The following is a 24,108-nucleotide window of genomic DNA, read 5'->3' as shown; positions in this document are numbered from 1 at the left end:
ATCAGTATTACCCACTTTAATGGTTGTTTGATGATATTTACACCACAATAAGAGCACATTTGCTCTGTGCGATATGATGGAGTGCTGTTGTGAACGATACTGCAAAAAATTTGCCACTGAACATTGTCGTTGATGAAAATATGCCGTATGCGTGTGAACTGTTCGGGCAGGTTGGGCAGGTGCATCGAGTTACAGGTCGGCCAATGCCAATCGAGGTGCTGGCAAACGCTAATGCACTGATGGTTCGCTCAGTCACGCAAGTTAATCAGGCCCTGCTACAAAAAACCTCGGTTGGGTTTGTCGGCACGGCAACTGCAGGTTTTGATCATGTTGATACGGCGTGGTTAGCGCAGACCGGTATTGGTTTTTCATCAGCGCCTGGTTGTAATGCGATAGGGGTAGTCGAGTATGTCATTTCAGCCCTGCTAATAGAGGCCGAGCGGTTAGGTTTTTTGCTGCAAGACAAAACAGTGGGCATTATTGGTGTTGGTAATGTAGGGTCGCGTTTATATCACCGCTTACAGGCGTTAGGTATAAAGACACTGTTGTGCGATCCTCCACGTGCTGCACGCGAGGGGGCAGCAGGGTTTGTCAGCTTTGAACATATTGTTGCTCATGCTGATGTGCTAACGTTTCACACGCCGCTAGTTAAAACAGGGGCTTATCCGACACGACATATCGTCAATGCTGATGTGTTGGCCGCGCTGCCCGATGGCTGCATACTCATTAATGCCGCACGCGGCGCGGTGGTCGATAACCAAGCACTGCTTAACGCCATGCAGCAGGGGAAAAAATTGCATCTTATTATGGATGTATGGGAAAACGAGCCACAGATTTTACTTCCTCTGCTGCCGTTTGTAGACATTGCTACCCCGCATATTGCTGGTTACAGCCTTGAAGGCAAGGCGCGCGGTACAGCACAAGTGTTTGATGCGTTTTGCCAACATATCGGCCATCAGGCCCGTGCCGATTTGCAGACCTTGCTACCGTCACCAGATATTGTGCAAGTGCAGATACAGGGCGAAATTGATCAGGCGTTACTGATGCGGTTGGTTCATCTGGTCTACGATGTTCGGCGTGACGATCCCCCTTTACGGCGAGGCGCGGCGATGATCGGTGAGTTTGACCGTCTACGTAAACACTACCCTGAACGGCGCGAATGGTCATCACTGACAGTTTGTTGTGATAATCCACAGAGCGTACAATTCCTGCGCAATATCGGGTTTTCAGCCTGTATTGCCGAAAAATAGCCGTGATCATCAGGCCGTAGCATCGTATTATGGTTGATTGTTGATCTCCTTTAATAGAGGTCAATCTAGATATATCAAATATTAAAAATCAGCGTAAGCTGCGGAGAACAGCATGAGTGAAGGTTGGAATATCGCTATATTAGGCGCGACGGGGGCAGTTGGTGAAGCATTACTGACATTATTAGGTGAAAGTGAGCTCCCTGTTGGTCAGATTTACCCGTTAGTCAGCCGCGCCGGTGATGCCGATACCGTGCTGTTTAAAGGCAAAAATATCGCCTTACAGTCGGCTGATGAGTTTGATTGGGCTGAAACACAACTGGCTTTTTTTGTTGCCTCAACAGACGCTAGCGAGCGTTATGCAGAGCAAGCAGCCGATGCCGGTTGTTTAGTGATTGACAGTAGCGGTCTGTTTGCTCTTGACCCATCGGTGCCATTGGTTGTGCCTTCAGTGAATCCGCATGTGTTGGCTGAATTTCGCAACCGTAATATTGTTGCTGTGGCCAGCGCACCTGTGTGTCAATTACTAACGGCAGTTAACCCTCTGATTGAAAATGGTGCACTACAGCGTTTAAGTGTCACCAATTTACAATCTGCCTCTGCACTAGGTAAACATGCGGTGGCTGATTTGGCAGGGCAAGCAACACGTTTGCTGAATGGTTATCCAGTAGAAAAGTCTGTTTTCCCGAAACAATTGGCATTTAATATGCTGCCATGTGCAGCCCGTGTTGATAGTGAAGGTTTTGCACAAGAAGAGCGCCGTTTGGTTGATGAAACCCGCAAGGTTTTGCAAGATGATATGCTACCTATTGTTGCGCAGTGCATACAATCGCCAGTTTTTTACGGGAATGCTCAGTCAGTCACCGTGGAAACAGATTTCCCACTAAATACCCATACTTGCGCTGATCTATTACGCGACAGTGTTGATGTCGAGCTGATAGAAGAGGGGGATTTCCCAACTCAAGTTAGCGATGCGAGTGGTATTTTACACCTGAGTATCGGTTGTTTGCGTCATGATTATGGTTTACCGCAAGCCGTACAGTTTTGGTCAGTGGCCGATAACGTCCAGTTTGGTGGTGCAGTCATGGCATTGCAAACGGCAGAGCGCCTGATTAACGAGTACCTGTAGTTAAAATACACCTGTTTTATGGGTACCAAGTATCGTCTGCATATTTGTAGGTATAAATAACGCAGGTGGTATATCAAAATCTAAAAACAACACGAATGCCGGAAGTTTATGCTTTCGGCATATTTTTTGCTTGTTATCGGGCAAGCGTTGGGAGAAATGCCAAAATATAGACTGAATATCAACTAGGCCATGTGTATGCCTAAATAGAGAGTGCTATATGTTGGTAACACGGTAATTGAACAGCATACCGTATAGCTATTTTCAACCAACTTAGATTTTGATGCGAGAGGGTATCGGTTGTGACCATCACAAAAATAGCGCACTTCGTTGCAATAACCGTTTTATCTGGCGTTGTTATACCAGTAAGTGCTTATCAAATGCCGGTTGTTGGGCCAGAGAGTAATCAGCATATAATACCATCAGCACCTTTGCAGTTGACACAACCTGCGCCTATTCCACGCGTTACCCGTGCTCGCTCGTCAGCCACCACACCGACAACTTATGGACCAACTCACAGCAATGAAACATTATGGTCTATTGCAAGCCGTTTGCGCCCATCAACTCAGGTTACTATTCAGCAGACGATAGGTGCGTTATACCGTTTAAATCCGTCAGCCTTTGAGAACAATAATTTGCACGGATTACGTGTTGGTAGCCGTTTACGTGTGCCAACATTAGCACAAGTGCGTGCCGAACGAACTGCGGTAATAGCCTCGCGTTTAGAACGAGAAAAACCGCTGTGGGAAACTTATGCTCGTCATCTAGAACGCGCGCAATCTACCGTAAAAGCTGCGCCCACGGCCACTGAATCTCGTACTACAGCAACATCATCAATACCACAACATGCCTCATCCTCTTTGGTGGATACACAGCCATCCTCAGAGTTAGTAACAAAGAAGGCAGAACCGGTCAGCACAGATAAAATGGCATCGTTAACAGCTACTGAAACTACGGCAGGTTCTAAAGCTGTAGTAACAGCAGATAAACCGATTGGGCATTTAGCCGAGCGTTATCAGCAAACCAATACGCTACCTCTGCCAGCAACAACAGATCCTCTTGCTGTTCCAGCAACGTCTGGCTCTACGCCATCTACACCAATAGCACCTATTATTACAACAGAGTCTACAACAGCAGTTTCTACAACATCAGCGCCTACAACAGAACAAGTGCCATCAATAGCAGATAACAAAATAGTGGCTCCAAATCATGCGAGTGCAATGATCCCCTTAGCTGTGGCTGCCAGTATGGCCACGCAAGCACACATTGAGCCCTCAGATAGCGGCAGTCATCTAGAAGAACAACTTAGGCCATTACGCCAACAATTGGTTGAGGCAAATGCAGAAATTACACTGCAAGCTGAGAAAAATTTACAGCTTAATAATCAAGTCAATGCACTGAGTATTGAGATGAAATCATTACAGGCTCAGTTGACCGAAACGCAGAATTTTCGCCAGGAAACTACAACACGGCTTACGCAGGCTGATTTGCAGGCCAAAGAGTTGGCAGCATTGAAGATTAAACATGAAGCACTTGAAAAATCGTCTGAATCATTAACACATCAAATGGCTAAAAGCTGGCCTGTGGCTATTGCTGTGGGGGTGATCCCACCGACAATTATTGGCTTTTTACTGTGGGTGTTATATCGAGTTCGCCAACGTAAGCAGCAAAATATGTTGTCACAAGCGTTTGAAGAGCATCAGAGTAAGAATGCACTCAATCCTAATAACGTCAATGTTTTGGCAGAAGAGACACCTGATCTAAACCGTTCTGATGATCTTCTTACTGATCCTGATTGGCAAGCAATAACAACACCGACCGATGCACTGACGAAATTGCCAATGCCAAATAACGGTGTAGAAGCAGAAGGTGCATTATCAGCAGTAGAAAGTGCTACAGAGAGTGTTTTGCAGAGTGAGACCCCCGTGGTTTCACAACCTCATCGTGATCTGTCAGCTATGCAGACATTGGCTGAACCACCGTCGCTGTTTGCGGGGTTAGATGAAGCCATCTATTCCCCACCGGTATCTGATAAGCCAGACGTTTCGTTATCATCAGTAACATCAGCTCTCTCTAGTAATGCTGAAATACGTGATAAAATAGACGAGCGTATAGCAACAGGTGTTAACTCTGCAGCATTAACACCTGAATTGCGTGCTAATACAGCAAGTCATTTAGTGCCAGAAAGTCAGGAGCTTGCCTCGCTGGTGGATAAAGACTTAACACACAGTGATTTGCTAGGCGGTGAGCAAAATCTTGATTTAGGTGATGATATTGTTAATGCCATGTTGTTATCGCCGAATCAACAACACTCCGCACTCGATCTTGATGATGATGTACACTTATTGGCCGACAGCGATGATAATACAGACTCACTCTTATTACTCAGTGATGAAGAGCTGTTTACATCAACACCGGTACACAATGAAACAAATGGTGCAATAACAGCGTCTATACTGCCTGCTGAACGGGTAAAAGTGCAAACACCGATAACGATGCCGGCACGCGATGATACCGTGAACACAAGGGAAGTTATTGATGATCATACCGCATTAAGTTCCCTTGGTTTGCCCAAAGAAGAGCGTGCAGCCACGTTAAACCATCAGACAGCCCAACATACAGATATCACACAGCATTCTGTTTATACTCAGCCCACGGCTGTTGAACCTGTGCAAGATATATTGCCAATAACTGAGCAGTTTGAATCTGAAACGGCCTATAATCGCGCTGATATTGCAGAGCCATCAGCAACCATAGAGGATAAAACCTCAGACATTGAGCAGGTCACTGCACCAACAATTTCCCCTGACATACACGATTTGACAGAAAAGGCGAATTTGACACTAACGCAGGCGTTAAATGAACCTGCTACCGCGACTTTAGCAACAACACCGTTGTTTAGTCTGCCAGAGATGACCGCAGAGGATTTTGACCTTTCAACCCCGTTACATGCTCAAGCTGAACACTGGTCAATACCGTTACCGCCAGAGCCACAGTCAGAGCATGAAGATTGGAGTGCACAGCCACATCTTATTGCTAATCAGCTCTCGCCCGAAGAGCGTGATAAGGTTACTGAGCCTTTTGTACGAGCATTGCACCCACGACAATCTATTGCTGAGGAAAAGAGCCATGATGATGAAAACGCAGATGATTGGGTTGGGAAGCTGATTTTAGCACGCGCTTATCTGGATATTGATGATCCAGAAGGGGCGATATCTCTGTTAAATGAAGTGATTACACAAGGCAATGAAAGCGAACAACAGCAAGCCCGAAAAATGCTACAAGAGATAACACCGCGATAACTAAAACATAAACACACAAATTTAAGATTCAGAGATTATCTGAATCTTAAATTTCTCTTCGTTTTTAGGCAAAGTTAGCGAGTTACACGCTAAACGGTAAAAATAAACCAGAGAAACTGATCATGCGGTGGCCACAGGCTGCCGCTTTTTGTTTATAATCACACGTTTTATTGTTGTGAAGGGTAAGTTGACCATGCGTATTGCACTGGGCATTGAATACGATGGAAGCCGTTACTGCGGCTGGCAGCGTCAGCAAGAAGTTGACAGTGTGCAAGAGCGTTTAGAAAAAGCACTCTCAAAAGTGGCAAACCATCCGGTGAATGTCTTTTGTGCAGGACGCACAGACTCAGGAGTACACGGAACAGGGCAAGTGGTACACTTTGATACCGACGCTGTGCGTAAAGATGCTGCATGGACACTTGGCGTAAATGCCAATCTGCCTGATGACATTGCCGTGCGCTGGGCTACTGAAGTGTCTGACGAGTTTCACGCACGCTTTAGTGCTACCGCACGTCGTTATCGTTACATTATTTATAATTATGGCCATCGCCCCGCTATTTTGCGCCACGGCGTAACACACTACCATCATCCGCTGGATATTGAAAAAATGCAGCGAGCGGGGCAATACTTAGTAGGTGAGCATGATTTTACCTCCTTTCGAGCACTGCAGTGCCAATCTCACTCACCTTGGCGTACTATTGAGCACCTCAATGTAACCCGTCAGGGGCATTATGTGATTGTAGATGTAAAAGCGAATGCTTTTTTGCACCACATGGTACGCAATATTGTCGGCAGTTTGCTAGAGGTAGGGGCAGGGCATCAGCCAGAAGCATGGGTAGATAGCGTGCTGGCGGCCAAAGATCGTCGTATTGCTGCAGCAACAGCAAAAGCTGATGGGCTGTATCTGGTTGCAGTAGATTATCCAGTGCAATTTGCGTTACCAATGCCGATGCTTGGGCCACTGTTTATTGCCGACTGATAGTTACGAATGCATGCTGACTGAGGGTATACTCACAGAGTCACTTTTTTCCTCGATGGTGTATAGCCATAATATGGCGGTGAATAAGTACATCTGATTGGCGTAAAGATAAAAACAGATTTCTCAAGGATGTGAAGCCATGGCGCTATTGAGTTCACTAATAGACTTTATTTTGCACATTGATGTGCACCTGACCATGCTGGTGGCGCAATATGGGCTGTGGATTTATGGCATTTTGTTTTTAATTGTATTTTGTGAAACAGGGCTCGTTGTTACGCCGTTTTTACCCGGTGATTCACTGTTGTTTGTAGCAGGAACACTAGCAGCAACAGGTCAGATGGATGCACACTTGCTGGTGGTTTTACTGATTATTGCCGCGATAGCTGGCGATGCACTGAACTACAGTATCGGGCGTTTATTGGGTGAACGTTTGTTCAGTAACCCACATTCACGCTTATTTAAACGCCAGCACCTTGACCGTACGCAACAGTTTTATGTACGCCATGGGGGAAAAACCATTATTTTTGCTCGTTTCGTGCCTATTGTGCGTACATTTGCCCCATTTGTCGCCGGTATGGGGCGCATGCATTACCGACATTTTGCACTGTTTAATGTGATTGGTGGTATTGTGTGGGTCACGGGGTTTGTTTATGCCGGTTACTACTTTGGCAATCTTCCGGTGGTCAAAAAAAATCTTGAGTTATTGATTTTAGGGATTATTTTTGTTTCGGTGCTGCCTGGTATTATTGAGTTTTGGCGACAGCGTTGCCGTAATTCAGCAGAAACAGCATCGAAATAGAGTAAAAACTCAGCATCACATGAATGGGCAGGCTGGTCGGGTATGACCAGTTTTTTATCCACAGCGTGAATCTGATGTGGTTTAATGTGCGGTATTTCCTGAGCTTACACTGCTACAGGCGGTGCTGTTAAAACACAAGGTTGAAAGGTCATCCATGAGCTGGATCGAGCGTATTATTAACAAAACAAATATCGTCTCCTCGCGCAAAGCAAGTATTCCTGAGGGAGTATGGACCAAATGTGATGGCTGCGAACAAGTTTTGTACCGTGCTGAACTGGAACGGAATCTAGAAGTGTGCCCCAAGTGTGGCCACCATATGCGTATTACTGCCCGTCGTCGGTTATTGAGCCTTCTTGATGAAGGTAGCGGTGTTGAGTTTGCCGAAGAGCTAGAGCCGAAAGATATTTTGAAGTTCAAAGACTCTAAGCGTTATAAAGATAGACTCAGTGCAGCACAAAAAGAGACCGGTGAAAAAGATGCCCTGATTGTCATGCAAGGTGCATTAATGGGGATGCCCGTTGTTGCTGCCGCGTTTGAGTTCTCTTTTATGGGCGGATCAATGGCCTCGGTTGTTGGTGCCCGTTTTGTACGTGCTGTAGATAAAGCCATTGAGTTAAACACACCGTTAATTTGTTTTTCTGCCAGTGGCGGTGCGCGTATGCAAGAAGCACTGTTTTCATTGATGCAAATGGCAAAAACCAGTGCAGCATTAGCGCGTTTGAGTCAAAAAGGGTTACCTTTTATCTCCGTACTCACAGATCCTACTATGGGGGGCGTTTCTGCCAGTTTAGCCATGTTAGGTGATATTAATATTGGTGAGCCTAAAGCACTGATTGGTTTTGCAGGCCCACGGGTTATTGAGCAAACTGTGCGTGAAACACTGCCTTCAGGTTTCCAGCGCAGTGAGTTTTTGCTCGAAAAAGGCGCAATTGACATGATCATTCCGCGTCTGGAAATGCGCCAACGTTTAGCCGGATTACTGGCTAAAATGACACTGCAGCCTTCACCCTTGGTTGTGCCAGCACAACGTCCGGTTGATATTGAAGAGCCCGTAGAGCAAGAAATAGATGATGATGAACCCTCAACAACATTAGAGACTGGCGACAAATAGCTCCTGATATTGCAGGTCAGTTCATTTTCCGTTATTGACCTGCAATTACTGTGTTTGATTACATGATACTATGATGACATTGTAGTAAGCTGCTATATAAATAATCGATAAATTAATAAGATAAAATAGTATTGTGTAATCGGTGAGAACCGCATGTTGTGCATTAGCACAGGGATATTACGCAATAATAAGCGCGCAGGAACATATGCGCGGGGTAGATGTATGATAAAAAAACAGACTCCTCCTCAAGCCACGTCGCCTCTTGCAGCGTGGCTTTCTTATCTTGAAAGCCTTCATAATACGGCCATTGATCTAGGGTTAACACGTATTCAGCAAGTTGCTACAACATTGGGGATAACCAAACCTGCACCCACAGTGATTACCGTTGCGGGCACTAATGGTAAAGGCACAACCTGCCGAATGCTAGAGGTGATCCTAATGCTGGCAGGATACCGCGTAGGCGTATACTCTTCTCCACATTTGTTGCGTTATACCGAACGAGTACGTATACAAGGTGATGAGCTCGATGAACAATTACACAGTGCTGCGTTTAGTGTTATTGAGTTAGGGCGTGGTACAACATCACTGACCTATTTTGAATTTAGTACTCTTTCAGCATTAAAGCTGTTTACTGATGCAGCATTAGATGTCGTGATTCTAGAAGTAGGGCTTGGTGGACGTTTAGATGCCACTAACATTGTTGACAGTGATGTGGCCGTAATTACCAGTATTGACCTTGATCACACCGATTGGTTAGGTAACTCTCGTGAGAGTATTGGCCGTGAAAAGGCGGGTATTTTTCGGGCCAATTGCCCTGCTGTGGTTGGTGAGCCAGCTATGCCTGAGTCAATTGCAGAGACGGCAAACCACCTTGGTACAACGCTTTATCGCGTGGGTAAAGAGTGGACATATTCTGTGTCAGAGATAGAACATACATCAACATGGAGCTGGCAGTGTGATGATACGCAACGCAATAATTTGCCAGTACCGCAAATCCCTTTACCGAACGCAGCCAGTGCGTTAACCGCATTGCATTTGAGTCATTTGGTTGTCAGTGATGATGCGATTTGCCAAGGGTTGCTACAGGCAGCATTACCGGGGCGTTTTCAGCAGGTCATGCAAAACCCTACAGTGATTCTTGATGTAGCACATAATCCACATGCAGCCCGCTATTTAGCGTCACGTTTGCAAGCACGCCCAATGCATTTAGCACAAGGGCAAGTATATGCTGTTGTGGGTATGTTAGCCGATAAAGATGCCACAGGTGCTTTGCAAGTTTTATATCCTCATATAGATCACTGGTTATGTGCAACATTAACCGGGCCGCGTGGTCAGCAAGGGCATGATTTAGCTAAGATTTTATCAAAAATTGCGGTTCATGATTTGTCATTACAGCATCAAAAAATGCCGCGTATCACTCCAGAGAACCACAATAGGGTAACGCCTAGCTATGTACAGGTTTTTGACTCAGTGATACAAGCATGGCAGACCGTCTTAACGACTGCACAACCACAAGATGTAGTGATCGTTTTTGGCTCATTTTATACCGTTGCAGATGTCATGGCTGCACTCAATGCAACACCTGTACATCACGCTATTCATCAGGAGAGCTAAGATGGCAAGTCAGTTTCAAAACCGTTTAGTAGGTGCTGTCATATTAGTGGCACTGGGGATTATTATTTTGCCTGATGTATTAGACAGTCAGAAAAAACATCAAGAGGATTTTGCCGCTATTCCTCTCAAGCCCACAGTGCAAGAGGCAGGTAATCGACCTGATTTACCACCGGCTATTTCACAACCTTTGCAGCCATTGCCTCCGGCAGAGCCAGTATCGCCAGAAACGGCTAACCCGACACAACCTATACTGTCGGCACAAAGCCAAAACCACCACGCTGCACCTACAACGGTTGCACCGCCAACATTGGCATCGACAACAACAGCAAAAACGCCAGAAGTTAATCAGCCGGTACACACAAAGCCTGTACCAACAAAGCCTATTCCAACAAAACCGGCTGTAAGTAAACCTATAACACCTCCGGTTGTTACACCGCCAAAAACAGGTAAACAACCAGAAAAAGAAGTACCTGAAGCAGCACCGAGTGGTAAAGCCTATGTTGTTCAGCTAGGTGCATTAAAAAATGCCAGTAAAGTGAATGAGTTACTTAATAAGCTTCGTGCTGGTGGGTACAAAGCATACAGCCAGCCGTCACCTGCGGTCGGCGGGCAATTAAACCGTATCTATGTTGGGCCAGATGCAAGCAAAGAAAAACTGCTCTTTGCACTGGATGATATGCAGCGGTTAACAGGCTTGCGTGGACAAGTAAGAGGATTTGATCCGTTACGCCATTAATTATTTTTGGCGTGAAATTTATATACGCAAACGTTTTCTTTTTGTTAGAATGCGCGCAACAGACGCGTTAGGGTAAAGTATGGTCTGGGTTGATTACGCAATTTTGGGTGTTATTGGTTTTTCGTCACTGGTGAGTTTAATTCGTGGTTTTGTCCGAGAAGCCCTCTCATTAGTGACATGGGTTGTGGCTTTTTTTGTGGCAAGTCATTTTTACACTGAACTAGCACAGTACTTTACACAATTTCAAGATCCTATGTTGCGCAATGGAACGGCTATTGCTGCGTTGTTTGTGGCAACACTGATTGTCGGGTCAGTTGTGAATTATGTGATAGGTCAGCTCGTAGAGAAAACCGGTTTATCGGGTACTGATCGGGTATTAGGGATCTGTTTTGGTGCGTTGCGAGGCGTATTAATTATTGCAGCCATCTTATTTTTCCTTGACTCTTTCACCGGCTTCTCTAAGTCTGAATGGTGGCAACAATCTGTTCTGATCCCACAATTTGGTACAGTAATCCAATGGTTCTTTGAATACCTGAAAGGTTCGTCCAGCTTCCTGCCCAAATTGCCAATGTAGGGCTATGCGGGCATCTATAGAGGAATAGAGGAAACATGTGCGGTATTGTCGGTATGGTCGGTTTCACCCCGGTCAATCAATCCATTTATGATGCGTTAACACTGTTACAGCATCGTGGTCAAGATGCAGCTGGTATTGTTACCATTGATAGCCAGCATGCATTTAGGTTGCGAAAAGCAAATGGATTGGTCAAGGATGTATTTGAGGCACGGCATATGCTAAGGCTGCAAGGCAATGTAGGGATAGGGCATGTGCGCTATCCTACTGCTGGCAGCTCTAGTGCTTCAGAAGCGCAACCTTTCTATGTTAACTCACCTTTTGGTATCACTTTGGCACACAACGGTAATCTCACGAATGCCGTTGAGTTAAAAAGTAAACTCTTTCAAGTTGCCCGTCGTCACGTTAACACCACCTCTGATTCAGAGGTGGTGCTTAATATCTTAGCCAGTGAATTAAATCGCTTTGATCACTATCCGTTAACACAAGATGATGTTTTTTCTGCAGTCAGTGCACTGCATAAATGGGTTCGTGGGGCATATGCCTGTGTTGCGATGATTATCGGTAACGGTATGCTCGCATTTCGCGATCCGAATGGTATTCGTCCTCTCGTGCTAGGCAAACGGTTGCTTGATGATGGTCGGCTTGAGTATATGGTGGCATCAGAAACGGTGGCACTTGATGCAGTTGATTTTGAATTTGTCCGTGATGTTGCACCAGGCGAGGCTATTTACATTACCTTCGATGGTGAGCTTTATACTCAGCAGTGTGCTGAAAATCCGCGTACCTGTCCGTGTATTTTTGAGTTTGTCTATTTTGCTCGTCCAGACTCGTTCATTGATAAAGTTTCGGTCTACAGCGCACGTGTACACATGGGGCAACGTTTAGGTGAAAAAATTGCCCGTGAGTGGCACGATTTAGATATTGATGTAGTCATCCCAATCCCTGAAACCTCATGCGATATCGCACTTGAAATTGCGCGTATTTTAGATAAACCTTATCGTCAAGGGTACGTGAAAAATCGTTACGTTGGCCGGACGTTTATTATGCCTGAGCAACAAATGCGTCGTCAGTCAGTACGCCGTAAGCTCAATGCAATTAAGTCGGAATTTCGTGGTAAAAATGTACTGCTTGTAGATGACTCGATTGTACGTGGTACAACATCGGAACAGATTGTCGAAATGGCGCGTGAAGCAGGTGCAAAGCGTGTGTATTTTGCCTCTGCAGCACCTGAAATTCGCTTCCCAAATGTGTATGGTATTGATATGCCAAGCCCACATGAATTAATTGCATATGGGCGAGAAGTGCCTGAAATTGCTCGTATGATTGGTGCTGACGCACTGATTTTTCAAGATTTAACCGATCTTGTGGCTGCGGTACAAGAAGAGAATCCTGAGATCAAAGAGTTTGAAACTTCGGTATTTAACGGGGTGTATATCACCCAAGATGTTAATCAGGGCTATTTAGAGTACCTTGACTCTTTGCGTAATGATGATGCAAAAGCACAATTACACATGAACACATCAAGTTTAGATCTGCATAACGAACGCTAATATAGGTGTATTCCTAATCGTTAAAAAAATGCTTTAAAGGGGATCTTAAAGACGATTTTAGAGCTGATTTACAAGTAAAACCTGCCATTAAGTGCTGCAACGGTAACGTTGTGTGGTTACGATGGCAGGTTTTTTTATGGCGGTGATTGATACCGGATGATTATTGCTGCGATAGATTGGAAGTGTCTGTGTGCTAGAAGTCAGGGAATCGGTTGTGGTATAAACAGGCTCTTTTCTTAGAAAAAGTATGTGTTGTATGCCCGCGTCTCACTTATCACCAATGCCGTTGCCGCCACTCGAAATCGTCTCTGATACTCAATGTGCTGTAAAGAATACTGCGATTGAATTTGCGGTTATTAACTATCTTTCGGCACATCAGGTATTGGCTTTATCAGTGCACGATCAGCAGGGGATCTGGAGTGCTCCTGTGTATTATGCGGCCAGTTCAGGGGCTCAATTGATTTTTCTTTCACGTTTAGAGAGCCGGCATGCGCAGGCAGTATTACACAATCCAACGGTAGCATTGAGTATTTATACCGATAGTTGCCAGTGGAATAAGATCCAAGGTTTACAGGGAGTCGGGCGTGTTAGGCTGCTTGAACATGCAGAACGTAAATCAGCGGAAACACAATATCTAAAGCGTTTTAACTTTATTTTGCAGAATGAAAAACTCTTGCAATCAATGGCTAAAGTCAGTTGGTTCATGCTGGATATTGAGCAGCTTTTTTGGCTGGATAATCAGGCCGGTTTAGGTCAACGTGTAGCAATTAATGTTAATTCACCGGAGTATCAACAAGCATGGAACGAACACGTTTAATTGTTGGAATATCAGGAGCAAGCGGAGCAATTTATGGCATTCGTCTGCTTGAGATGCTGCAACAGTTACCGGAAATTGAAACCCATTTGATTATCAGTCAGGCTGCCCGCAGAACACTTGATCTTGAAACGCATTATAGCTTGCGTCAGGTAACAGAACTTGCCGATGTGTACCATGATGTACGTAACATTGCAGCATCGGTTTCATCTGGATCATTTCGTACTTGTGGTATGGTGATATTACCCTGCTCGATTAAAACGCTATCAGGTATTGTACACAGTTATGCTGATGACCTCTTAGTTCGGGCAGCCGATGTCGTACTAAAAGAGCGTCGACGCTTATTATTAGCAGTTAGAGAAACACCTCTACACCTTGGCCATTTACGCATGATGACGCAAGCAGCAGAACTGGGCGCTATCATAATGCCACCGGTTCCTGCGTTTTATCATCAACCACAAACAATACAAGATTTGATCGATCAAACCGTTAATCGTGTCTTAGATCAATTTGAGATTCGCTTACCTACAGATCTGTTTACGCGTTGGAATACACCAGAGTAAGAAAGTGTATTTTGATTGAAAATGATATCACCCCTATAATAGCAACCGTTTGCTACTCGCTTTTAAGCATGGAATTTTTACTATAAGTGCTCGCTGTAAATACCTGAGAGTAAACAGCCTGTACTTAGCATCATTTGCTACACCACAACACAGTTTCTTTCTTTGCGTGCATGTCTATTTAAGGAATCGGTTTATGTCGACGAATGCTCCGTCACCGCACAAAACCCGTGTAAATACAGATTCAACCTCTTATCTTGACCGTTATTTTTTTATTAGTGAGCGTGGTAGCTCTGTTCGGCAAGAGTTAATTGCCGGTTTAACAACCTTTCTGGCGATGGTGTACTCCATCATTGTTGTCCCAAATATGCTTGGCGCAGCAGGTTTTCATCAGGGGGCGGTATTTATGGCCACCTGTTTAGTTGCTGCATTTGGTTCGATTTTAATGGGATTATGGGCACGCCTTCCAATGGCTATTGGTTGTGCTATTTCACTCACGGCATTTACAGCATTTAGCTTAGTGCTTGGCCAAAATATCAGTATTCCTATTGCATTAGGCGCTATTTTTTGGATGGGGATTTTATTTACGCTCATCAGTGTAACCGGTATCCGGCAGTGGATTTTACGTAATTTACCCACCGGTATTGCGCACGGAACAGGTATTGGTATTGGTTTGTTTTTACTGCTGATTGCTGCAGATAGCGTCAAATTAGTTGTCAAAAATACACAAGCAGGTTTGCCTGTACAATTTGGTATATTTACCTCTTTTCCTGTCATTATGTCTTTACTGGGGTTAGCGGCTATCTTTGGTCTTGAGCGCCGTAAAGTACCGGGTGGTATTTTAATGGTGATTATTGCTATTTCTGCACTGGGGCTGGCGTTTGATCCGAATGTGAAATTTAACGGCTTTTTTGCGATGCCAAATTTATCATCTGATAGCGGTTTCTTGTTTGGTCAGATGGATATTATGGGCGCACTTTCACCACTGATCTTGCCAACAGTACTGGCTCTGGTGATGACGGCTGTGTTTGATGCTACCGGTACAATTCGCGCGTTAGCAGGGCAAGCTAATTTGCTGGATAAAGAGGGGCACATTATCAGTGGTGGGAAAGCATTAACGGCAGATTCCGTCAGCAGTATCTTCTCTAGTTTTGTAGGGGCATCTCCGGCTGCGGTATATATTGAGTCTGCTGCAGGTACAGCAGCGGGGGGGAAAACAGGCTTAACGGCAACTGTGGTTGGCGTACTTTTTTTGCTGATGGTGTTTTTATCACCACTAAGTTACCTTGTACCCGCCTATGCAACAGCACCTGCCTTAATGTATGTTGGTTTGCTGATGCTAAGTAATGTCGCCAAACTTGATTTTGGTGATTACGTAGATGCATTATCTGGCTTACTATGTGCAGTCTTTATTGTACTGACTTGCAATATTGTTACCGGCATTATGTTAGGCTTCTCTGCACTGGTTGTTGGCCGTATTGTTGCTGGGGAGTTTAAAAAACTCAATATTGGAACTATCATTATTGCTATTGCATTAGTTGCTTTTTATGCAGGTGGCTGGGCTATTTGATTTAAAGATGATGGTATAGCTAAAAATAACTAAATAAAGAACACAATGTAATATAAGTGAATGAAATCGTAATATTATCAGTACACTTTATCTAATAATAAAGTCATTGTGTTTTGAATTATTGTAATATTGAGATAAAAAAAGGGGCGTAACCCGTTGTTATGCCTCTTTTTTATAGCAATTGGTGTAAAGAGTAAAGTAACAATAAGTCTGATTTAATAACTACTTCTTAGCGTTTAACGCTCTGTATTCATTTTCTGTATATTTAAACAATCGAGATAAGAGATCTTTACTGATCAAAAAGATTAAAACAGGTGGAATAAAGACCATGAACAACACACTGATTCTTGCAACCCAAAAGGGAAGTTGAAAATTAAAAATCAACGCAAAAGTCATCCATTTAACACTATCCCAGGCATCGATCACTAAAGATTCACTACCTGATTGTTTCATCAGGCCAAGCATCAACACCACTAATAAAAAGGCCGTGACGCTAGATACTGTAGGAATCCAATACTTTTTCACAAAATACCTTTGGCTATCTTCAGCATTACCAGTGATGAATATTAACCCAAAGAGTATGCAGATAGCCAAGTATTTCTTTCTAAATATTTCAAATCATGTTTTTTTATTGCGGAATAACGTGATGAAATATGGTATTTCCCAACTTAATAACCTGAGGTGATACAACGCGAAAATTGTCATAAACACATGAAAAACAGCAATTAACTTTATTGTAATACTAGGCTTATTTTTGTGCCTTCTGTTATAAGTATGCTAATATGTTGCATATTAAATCAGATTGTTACCATGTAAAAGAGAGCCCTACCATGGCGCTATATTGAGACTCTTTATCATTAAATGTCTGCTGATATCTTACTTTTGTATAAACATGAGTATGTGTACCAATATTTCCATCAAGCCCTGCACCAACTTGCCAATAGTTTGAGGCCATGTTTTGTTTTAAACCATCGCTGTCTGTGACTAATTGAGCATTGTTATTCATTTTTTGAATATAATTTGCTGAAAAGTAAGGGCGGTAGCTCATATTTTTATTAATATTAATTGTGTCAGAATAAAACGCACTGCCTAAGCGTAGTTGCCCTGTTTGTGTATTCGCTTTAGGTATATTAAGGTCACTACTATTAATACTATTTGCATGATTAAATTGGTAAATAGCTTGTGCTTGAGGTTCAATGTGAAAATGTTGGTAAAATGGAAAATCTTTTCCATACTCTACAGAGAGTAATAACGATGATGCATGTTGAGTAAGGCTATTTTCTGCTTTTGCTGAGTAGTTATTTTTATATCGAATACCTTTACCTACAATATCAATATAATCGTTATGACTCAGATAGCGAGTATAATAACCGCCAATACCAATACCAATGGCATCGACATTGACTCTTCCTGTAAATTGGCCGTCAATACGTTTTTCATCGTATGTTTTATTGTGTGCATGACCAACTTCAAATGTGACACCGGCATAAACAGGTTCTGCAGCATCACTATCATGTTTTAAATCATACCCAATCTGATAAAAGTTAGTATAAGAGGTAAAATCAAACCGATAGTTATTAGTTTGGGTTTTATTCGTAAAAGCACGTGACCACATACGCTGTGTATTTGAGGTGATTATGTGGGGCTCAACAGTATTACCCGTGCGTTCGTGTAGCGTACCGATAGAAAGATAACCATAACTTTGATCAAGATAAGTGGCGAGTAAATAACCTGGTATTGCAGGACGATAGCTAGGTGCTTGCCCTGAATGAGAGTTGCTTTCTGGTGGTGTAATAGGTGGGGTTAGCGGTGGCTTTATAGGCAGCGTCGGTTTTGTATTTGAGGTTGTTGATTTAGCAGGGATCTCATTTTGCAAATAGACATTATTACCATGACGATGCAATAAATACTCATATACACCTGCATATACAGGTGCAGCCAGTGCGTAACGGGCCGTGTTTTCATGATTAGCTTGAATGATATTAATGCCATCACCATGAGTATAAGCACCTTGGCCACCTTGGTTATGAACATAAATTTTATAATCACCACTGATATTTTCTGCTACGATTTTTGATGTTTTTGACTGATCATTACCCAGTATTGTATTAAAAAATAACGAACCATTACCTGATAATGCTTGAGTTTGTAATGTAGGATAATCAGAATCGTTTTGCATGAAGACGAGATTACTATGATCAAGGTGTGTATCAGTTATATTTGAATTTCCATCAAGTAATAACTGGCTATTTCCCATAATATTAGCTGTTGTTAAGTTTTGTATATTGCCTGAAAATGTTGATTGATTATTTAAGTGTAGTGTTGTGATACTGTCATTATCACTACGAATATCACCTGCTAACTGAGTTTTTTGATCAGCATTTAGTATTACAGATGTTCTATTATTTGGGGATACACTATGAACATCCATGAGTCCACCACTGACATTCATAGCCTGATCATCTTGCATATTAATAATATTACTCCCACCGATAGCATGAATCAGTGTGCCTGTTGAGCTGATAATATTATTCGATGAGTTAATGATAGACGCACCTTGATGAGCAAAGTAGACATGATTGTTATTTCCGCTACCAATTAAATGGCTATTTTTAATATTAACAACTGAGTTTCCAGCAAAATCAATGACATTAGCATTTGAACCTTGGGTTTGGATTTTATTATTTATATCATGTTGAGTGATAGAGAGTTGAGCTGAGTTGAGTTGTATAGCATTACTGTGATCACCATAAGTATCAATAGTGATATTATTTAAAGCAGTTTTTGCACCAGAGGATATATTAATCCCTGCACTGTGTTTTCCTTCCGTGGTAATAGCTGAGTTATTAAAATCCCCCTGACTTTGGCTAGTTTGGTTAATACCAACAGCAAATGCACCTTGTGTATGGACAATCAGATCTGTTGAATTAATACTCGCCCCTTTTTCAGCACTATAAATACCGTGTGATGCAACCCCTTGTGTATTTATTGTTGTGTGGTTTAGGGTGATTGAGGAGTTTGGATTAATAGCACTGACACCATTAGAATTACGGTTTGTTGTGGTAACAGAGAGATTATGAGCAGTTAACTTTCCTTGTGTTGCAGCGAGTGCGCCATAAGAGTTATTACCATTAACAATGAGTTTAACGTTATCAAGCCGTATTGATGAACCACTATTCTCTGAGCTAACACCATAAGAACCTACGCCATCAGTATGAATTGCCCCATTATTGAAAACAGCATGCCCTTGATTCATGACACGAATACCTAGCGAGTCATCCCCTTCTGTTGTGATAGATTTTCCATCTGCAATCAGTGAACTGTTTTCACCATTAACCTCAATACCATATTGGTTTTTTGTTATTACATCATTTGATAAATTAACATTTTGACCACTGGTTATATTAATGGTTGAGGTTATTGGTGCTGCAATAGCTTGAGAAACAGAGAGTGCAATCAACGAAAGTGTCAATGTGGTATGCTTTATCATAAAATAGGTTCAATAGTGATTTTTTTGTTATTTAAACATTTTATTGAACCCTCGTTTATGTTGAACTGTATCAATTAAATGGTTTGATTATTGGTAACTGGCTGTTTTTAAAAGGCATTATATGTTTCACGTGATACACTATTCATTATTTAGACATAATTGACAATATTTCAAACTCACTGTAAAGGTTGATAAAAACAGCGCATAATAACATTGATATGATCGTTATCATTGAATGCTAAATAAGCCGTATATCATGTTAAAAAGCAGTACTCGTTACTATGTGTATTACATGATTGAGATAAAGCACCAACAGGCAGGTTATAAATCAAAAAATTGAAATGCATCGAGGTATAATTAATAATAATGCATTAAAAGCATTAGTCACCAGCCCCGTTTTTAAAGTAAAAGTCGTGCGAAATAAAAAGGGAAAGGCGATTATCAGCGTAAAGATAAATCAGGTAAAGGGTGGGAAGCTAACCGTAAGTTACGTTAAACGTACTTTACGATTGTCTTTCTGTTTTTAAAACAACAGATAAAAATATAACGCTAACATACATTATGTTGTTATCAAGAAAAAGAGAGAGGACGTATTGGCAAGATAACTAAAGAAGAGTGTTCCATTATCAGCGAACACGGTGAGCATAATACTCATGCTCACCGCAAAACACGGTTAACTCAATATTTTCTGTGCCCAATGAATACCAGAGCGGTATTCAACCGGTAATAATACGAATAGATGACTCAGTGCTGTATTAAGCGCAAAAGCATTCGGGTGTGTCATATTAATATGCCCAAGTTTACGGCCTTCGCGTACGGATTTTCCATACCAATGTAACCGAGCTAAAGGTACAGAAAGCCACTCTTCATTCAACGGCGTGCCAATAATATTAACCATCACCGCAGGGCTTGGTACTACAGGAGTATGTAACGGCCAGCCTAATAATGCGCGTAAATGCAACTCAAACTGGCTAATCGATGCACCTGCTTGTGTCCAATGGCCGCTGTTGTGTACTCGTGGTGCTAACTCGTTAATCAGCAGTTGATTGCCAACAACAAAGCACTCCATAGCCATAACCCCGACATACTCAAGGCTCTCCATCAAGCTGCCGAGCATCTGCTCTGCTTGGTGTTGCAGTGCGACGTTGGGTGTTGATAAAGCAACACTGGCACGTAGAATACCATTTTCATGTAAGTTGTGGGTGAGTGGATAAAAAACCTGCGTACCATCACGTCCACGTGCACCCACTAATGACACTTCGCTATCAAACGGGATCATCTGCTCAACGATACACTCACCATACATATCATCAGGAATATTGCACTGATCATCAGCCTGCATAACTCGCCATTGGCCGCGTCCGTCATAGCCTCCTTTACGCCGCTTGACGATCAGTTTCTCACCTAATTGAGCAATAATATCTGGCCATTGCGTTGCACAATTGAGTGCACACCAAGGTGAGGTAGCCAGTTTTAGCTGATCAATCCGCTGTTTTTGCGTAAATCGGTCAGCCAATAATGGAAAGGTATCATGGTTGATAAAACCAACATGTTGCGAGAATTGTCGCGTTAGAGCGGTATTGGGCCATTGCTCAATTTCAGCAGAAATAATGGCATTATCAGGTAAGAGAGGGGGATGATCATCAAACCCAAAGGGTGTGACAACAACATTCATGGCTGCTCCTGCTTGTTGCAGCATATCACCGAGTTGCCCATTACCTAATACCCAGATTTGGTTCATGCCTGATCCCTCGGGTCAGGGTTATTTAGCACCGCTTCGGTTTGCGTATTTCGCCATACACTAAGACGTTGATGAAGATTTTCATCGTGTAATGACAAAATTTGTGCCGCTAACAAGCCTGCATTAGCAGCACCTGCCACGCCAATTGCTAAGGTAGCAACCGGAATCCCCTTTGGCATCTGAACAATAGAAAGCAGACTATCCATACCATTGAGAGCTGCACTTTTTACAGGCACACCTAATACAGGCAATAGTGTTTTAGCCGCTAACATTCCAGGTAGATGTGCAGCCCCTCCAGCACCAGCAATAATCACCTGAAAACCTTGTTTGGCAGCCGTATCTGCAAAGCTGATTAACTTATCTGGTGTGCGGTGTGCTGAGATAACCTCAGTATGAAAAGGAATCTCTAGAGTTGTGAGGATCTCAGCGGCAGCTTGCATGGTTGCCCAATCGCTTTTCGAACCCATAACAACGGCGACTTTAGGTTGCATAGTGGGTGAACTCCTGTAATGGCTATGGGAATGAGAATAGCGGTAGTCGTTATTGGCTAAAATGCATATCTATATTGCGTTGCGGGTAACAATAATAACATGAAACCACTTCTAGGGAAACGTTTGCGTCATTGAGAAATAAGACATTTAACACACTGTTGTATTGGTAGGATTAGGTTTTAACAAGATAACTCGTATAATAAACTCCCACCGAGTAATCATAACTATAGATGATGAGAATGAGCGAAGAGAGTACAGCACAGTTTGCCGATATCCGCCCTTATCACGACAGCGAAGTGGCTACCGTATTAGCTAATATTTTGCATAATGATGAGTTTATCAACGCAATTTGTCAGTTTCGTTTTCCTAAAATAACACGCTGGTGTGGGTGGCTTTTAAAACCGGCTGTGCGTTATTTTTTACAGCAACGTGTGAGTAATATTCGTTCGGTACGGGCTTTTCAAGAGCAGGTTGAAAGTTACATGCAGCGCATGATCAATACGACAACAGACGGTGTAACTTACAGTGGATTAGAGCATCTTGATGCTAACAAAGCGTATTTGTTTATTTCGAATCATCGTGATATTGCAATGGATCCTGCACTTGTTAATTGGGGGTTATTCCATCACGGTCGTGATACGGTCAGAATTGCGATTGGTGATAACTTATTGCGAAAACAGTATGCCTCAGACATTATGCGGTTGAACAAAAGTTTTATTGTAAAACGCTCGGCGAAAGGTGTACGTGAAATGATGGCCGCTTTCAGTGAGCTTTCCGCTTATATTCGCCATTCACTCGATGAGAATCAGTCTATCTGGATAGCACAAAAAGAAGGGCGAGCAAAAGACGGTAATGATCAAACTGATCCAGCAATTTTAAAAATGTTTTACATGCACGGTAAAAAACAAAAAATTGAGATGGCCACATATTTTGCGTCACTCAATATTGTACCTGTTGCCATCTCCTACGAGTATGATGCCGGTGAAGTGCAAAAGGCTGCGGAATTAGCTCAAAAAGCCCGCGGTGAAACGTATGTAAAATCAGAGTTTGAAGATCTCGACAGTATCGTCAAAGGCATTGTGGGCTATAAAGGGCGGGTGCATGTCGCATTTGGGCCTGTAATGCAAGAGAGTGTAGCATCGGCAGAAGTCTTAGCAGAATGGGTCGATCAACATATCACTGAGCAGTATCATCTGTTTCCATCAAACCTTTTAGCAGCAGGGATCACTGAAGGGATCAGTGAGCAAAAACAGCGTGAGTTCAATGAACGGATGCAAGCTGTACCCGTAGAGCTACGCGAAAGAGTGATGCAAAGTTATGCGCTGCCAGCTCAAAAACAGCGATTACATGTACAACTGCCCGCAAGTGAGTAATCACAAAAGAAAAAGCAAATAGTAGGCTTATACAACATGTAATGACATGATTATACTCAATTATATCGTTATATCCTCTTTTGAGAATATGTTGGGCATTGGTCTGCCCAACATTTAATTATGAGCATAAGAATCGTGAAACGATAACGTTTTCATACATACCCCTTCAGGGCTGATATGTAAAACAGATCCTTGGTGATACCAATCACCGAGTACGATACGCTCTCCTGATAACTGTTGTTGTGAGGTTGACTCACGCAGTTGCACAGCATGAATAGCAGGCCGGTGAGTATGCCCATGAATAAGCCGTTGGATATGGTGCTGCTGCATCACGGTGATAACCGTATCAGTATTAACATCCATAATATGTTGGCTTTTTTGCTGATTATGTGCTGTGCTTTTATTGCGCAAACGAGCACCAATATTGCGTCGCCAGCACAGAGGAAGCCAACGAAACAGTTGTTGTAACCATGGCTGATGCACACGTTGCCGATATTTCTGGTAGGCAATATCATCACTGCAAAGTGTATCACCATGCATAATGAGTGTTGGTATACCATACAGATCAACCACATATTCAGAAGGTAACAGTATCATTCCTGATTGACGAGCAAAACGTTTTCCGAGCAAAAAATCTCTATTTCCGTGGATAAAATAACAAGGCGTGCCTTGCTGATGCAAACGCAATAATGCGTCAGCTACAGTGTGTTGTAGCTCTGTATTATCATCATCACCAATCCAATACTCGAAGAGATCGCCAAGAATATACAGTGCGTCAGCCATAGGAGCTTGCTGTTGTAAAAAAGCAAGAAAACAGGCCGTAATGTCTGGTTGATCTTCACTTAAGTGGAGATCAGCAATAAAGAGCGTTGTCGGTACGATAAATAGATTCCCCTGCGGTTAACAACAAAAGACAAAGCAATAAAATAGCATGATAAATATCAGAATAAAGAAAGGGATGATAAACATCCCTTTATATTCAGAGTAACCCTACAGCACGATACATTAATAAATGCAGTGATACTGATTAT

20 protein-coding genes are annotated in these 24,108 nt (G+C 42.9%); 15 read left to right on the top strand and 5 right to left on the bottom strand.

From position 1 onward, the window contains the following. Positions 1-116 precede the first annotated feature (116 nt). The 13 genes from pdxB (at position 117) to ACRC53_RS10980 (ending at position 15,982) form a co-directional block, all read left to right on the top strand. On the top strand, positions 117-1,250 hold the full coding sequence (gene pdxB, locus ACRC53_RS11040) for a 4-phosphoerythronate dehydrogenase PdxB (protein ID WP_438643647.1): 1,134 nt from the start codon (positions 117-119) through the stop codon (positions 1,248-1,250). A gap of 112 nt (positions 1,251-1,362) precedes the next feature. After that, complete coding sequence (locus ACRC53_RS11035; protein ID WP_438643455.1) at positions 1,363-2,376, top strand: aspartate-semialdehyde dehydrogenase; 1,014 nt, start codon at positions 1,363-1,365, stop codon at positions 2,374-2,376. 299 nt (positions 2,377-2,675) lie between these two features. After that, complete coding sequence (locus tag ACRC53_RS11030) at positions 2,676-5,675, top strand: FimV/HubP family polar landmark protein (RefSeq protein WP_438643454.1); 3,000 nt, start codon at positions 2,676-2,678, stop codon at positions 5,673-5,675. Between the two features lie 193 nt (positions 5,676-5,868). Beyond that, positions 5,869-6,654, top strand: coding sequence for a tRNA pseudouridine(38-40) synthase TruA (gene truA / locus ACRC53_RS11025; RefSeq protein WP_438643453.1), 786 nt, complete (start codon positions 5,869-5,871; stop codon positions 6,652-6,654). Positions 6,655-6,793: 139 nt separating this feature from the next. Beyond that, positions 6,794-7,453 (top strand): DedA family protein, encoded by a 660-nt coding sequence (locus ACRC53_RS11020; protein WP_438643452.1) that lies wholly within the window; start codon positions 6,794-6,796, stop codon positions 7,451-7,453. A 154-nt stretch (positions 7,454-7,607) separates the two neighbouring features. After that, a complete protein-coding gene (accD, locus tag ACRC53_RS11015) occupies positions 7,608-8,564 on the top strand; it encodes an acetyl-CoA carboxylase, carboxyltransferase subunit beta (protein WP_438643451.1) in 957 nt (318 codons plus the stop codon). Positions 8,565-8,789: 225 nt separating this feature from the next. Continuing rightward, positions 8,790-10,178, top strand: a complete 1,389-nt coding sequence (folC, locus tag ACRC53_RS11010) for a bifunctional tetrahydrofolate synthase/dihydrofolate synthase (protein ID WP_438643646.1) — start codon at positions 8,790-8,792, stop codon at positions 10,176-10,178. A gap of 1 nt (position 10,179) precedes the next feature. Beyond that, complete coding sequence (gene dedD, locus ACRC53_RS11005) at positions 10,180-10,914, top strand: cell division protein DedD (RefSeq protein WP_438643450.1); 735 nt, start codon at positions 10,180-10,182, stop codon at positions 10,912-10,914. Between the two features lie 79 nt (positions 10,915-10,993). After that, on the top strand, positions 10,994-11,488 hold the full coding sequence (cvpA, locus tag ACRC53_RS11000; RefSeq protein WP_438643449.1) for a colicin V production protein: 495 nt from the start codon (positions 10,994-10,996) through the stop codon (positions 11,486-11,488). A 35-nt stretch (positions 11,489-11,523) separates the two neighbouring features. Continuing rightward, the gene (gene purF / locus ACRC53_RS10995) at positions 11,524-13,038 is read left to right on the top strand and encodes an amidophosphoribosyltransferase (protein ID WP_438643448.1); all 1,515 of its coding nucleotides are present in this window, start codon (positions 11,524-11,526) and stop codon (positions 13,036-13,038) included. Positions 13,039-13,294: 256 nt separating this feature from the next. Beyond that, a complete protein-coding gene (locus ACRC53_RS10990; protein WP_438643447.1) occupies positions 13,295-13,855 on the top strand; it encodes a pyridoxamine 5'-phosphate oxidase family protein in 561 nt (186 codons plus the stop codon). Further along, positions 13,837-14,415: a UbiX family flavin prenyltransferase gene (locus tag ACRC53_RS10985; protein WP_438643446.1), complete on the top strand. Its 579-nt coding sequence runs from the start codon at positions 13,837-13,839 to the stop codon at positions 14,413-14,415. The genes ACRC53_RS10990 and ACRC53_RS10985 overlap by 19 nt, the downstream gene beginning before the upstream one ends. Before the next feature lie 193 nt (positions 14,416-14,608). Continuing rightward, the gene (locus ACRC53_RS10980) at positions 14,609-15,982 is read left to right on the top strand and encodes an NCS2 family permease (protein ID WP_438643445.1); all 1,374 of its coding nucleotides are present in this window, start codon (positions 14,609-14,611) and stop codon (positions 15,980-15,982) included. 222 nt (positions 15,983-16,204) lie between these two features. Here ACRC53_RS10980 and ACRC53_RS10975 read toward each other — a convergent pair whose 3' ends face one another. Both ACRC53_RS10975 and ACRC53_RS10970 read right to left on the bottom strand, forming a co-directional pair. Then, on the bottom strand, positions 16,205-16,507 hold the full coding sequence (locus tag ACRC53_RS10975) for a hypothetical protein (RefSeq protein WP_438643444.1): 303 nt from the start codon (positions 16,505-16,507) through the stop codon (positions 16,205-16,207). Between the two features lie 280 nt (positions 16,508-16,787). After that, positions 16,788-19,472: an autotransporter family protein gene (locus tag ACRC53_RS10970; RefSeq protein ID WP_438643443.1), complete on the bottom strand. Its 2,685-nt coding sequence runs from the start codon at positions 19,470-19,472 to the stop codon at positions 16,788-16,790. A gap of 341 nt (positions 19,473-19,813) precedes the next feature. On the opposite strand from ACRC53_RS10970, the gene arfA reads away from it, so the two are divergent. Beyond that, positions 19,814-19,999, top strand: coding sequence for an alternative ribosome rescue factor ArfA (arfA, locus tag ACRC53_RS10965; RefSeq protein ID WP_438643442.1), 186 nt, complete (start codon positions 19,814-19,816; stop codon positions 19,997-19,999). 146 nt (positions 20,000-20,145) lie between these two features. On the opposite strand, the gene purK is transcribed toward arfA, so the two are convergent. Both purK and purE read right to left on the bottom strand, forming a co-directional pair. Then, positions 20,146-21,213 (bottom strand): 5-(carboxyamino)imidazole ribonucleotide synthase, encoded by a 1,068-nt coding sequence (gene purK, locus ACRC53_RS10960; RefSeq protein ID WP_438643441.1) that lies wholly within the window; start codon positions 21,211-21,213, stop codon positions 20,146-20,148. After that, a complete protein-coding gene (gene purE, locus ACRC53_RS10955) occupies positions 21,210-21,704 on the bottom strand; it encodes a 5-(carboxyamino)imidazole ribonucleotide mutase (protein ID WP_438643440.1) in 495 nt (164 codons plus the stop codon). The genes purK and purE overlap by 4 nt, the downstream gene beginning before the upstream one ends. Before the next feature lie 239 nt (positions 21,705-21,943). Here purE and ACRC53_RS10950 point away from each other — a divergent pair, with 239 nt between their 5' ends. Further along, positions 21,944-23,077, top strand: coding sequence for a 1-acyl-sn-glycerol-3-phosphate acyltransferase (locus ACRC53_RS10950; RefSeq protein ID WP_438643439.1), 1,134 nt, complete (start codon positions 21,944-21,946; stop codon positions 23,075-23,077). 114 nt (positions 23,078-23,191) lie between these two features. On the opposite strand, the gene lpxH is transcribed toward ACRC53_RS10950, so the two are convergent. Beyond that, positions 23,192-23,959, bottom strand: coding sequence for a UDP-2,3-diacylglucosamine diphosphatase (gene lpxH, locus ACRC53_RS10945; protein WP_438643645.1), 768 nt, complete (start codon positions 23,957-23,959; stop codon positions 23,192-23,194). Positions 23,960-24,108: the final 149 nt, after the last annotated feature.

Source organism: Plesiomonas sp., from assembly GCF_051652165.1.
Classification (GTDB): Bacteria; Pseudomonadota; Gammaproteobacteria; order Enterobacterales; family CAMTGL01; genus Plesiomonas.
The sequence above is the reverse complement of the archived record's forward strand: the minus strand, read 5'-3'. Positions and strand labels throughout refer to the sequence as shown.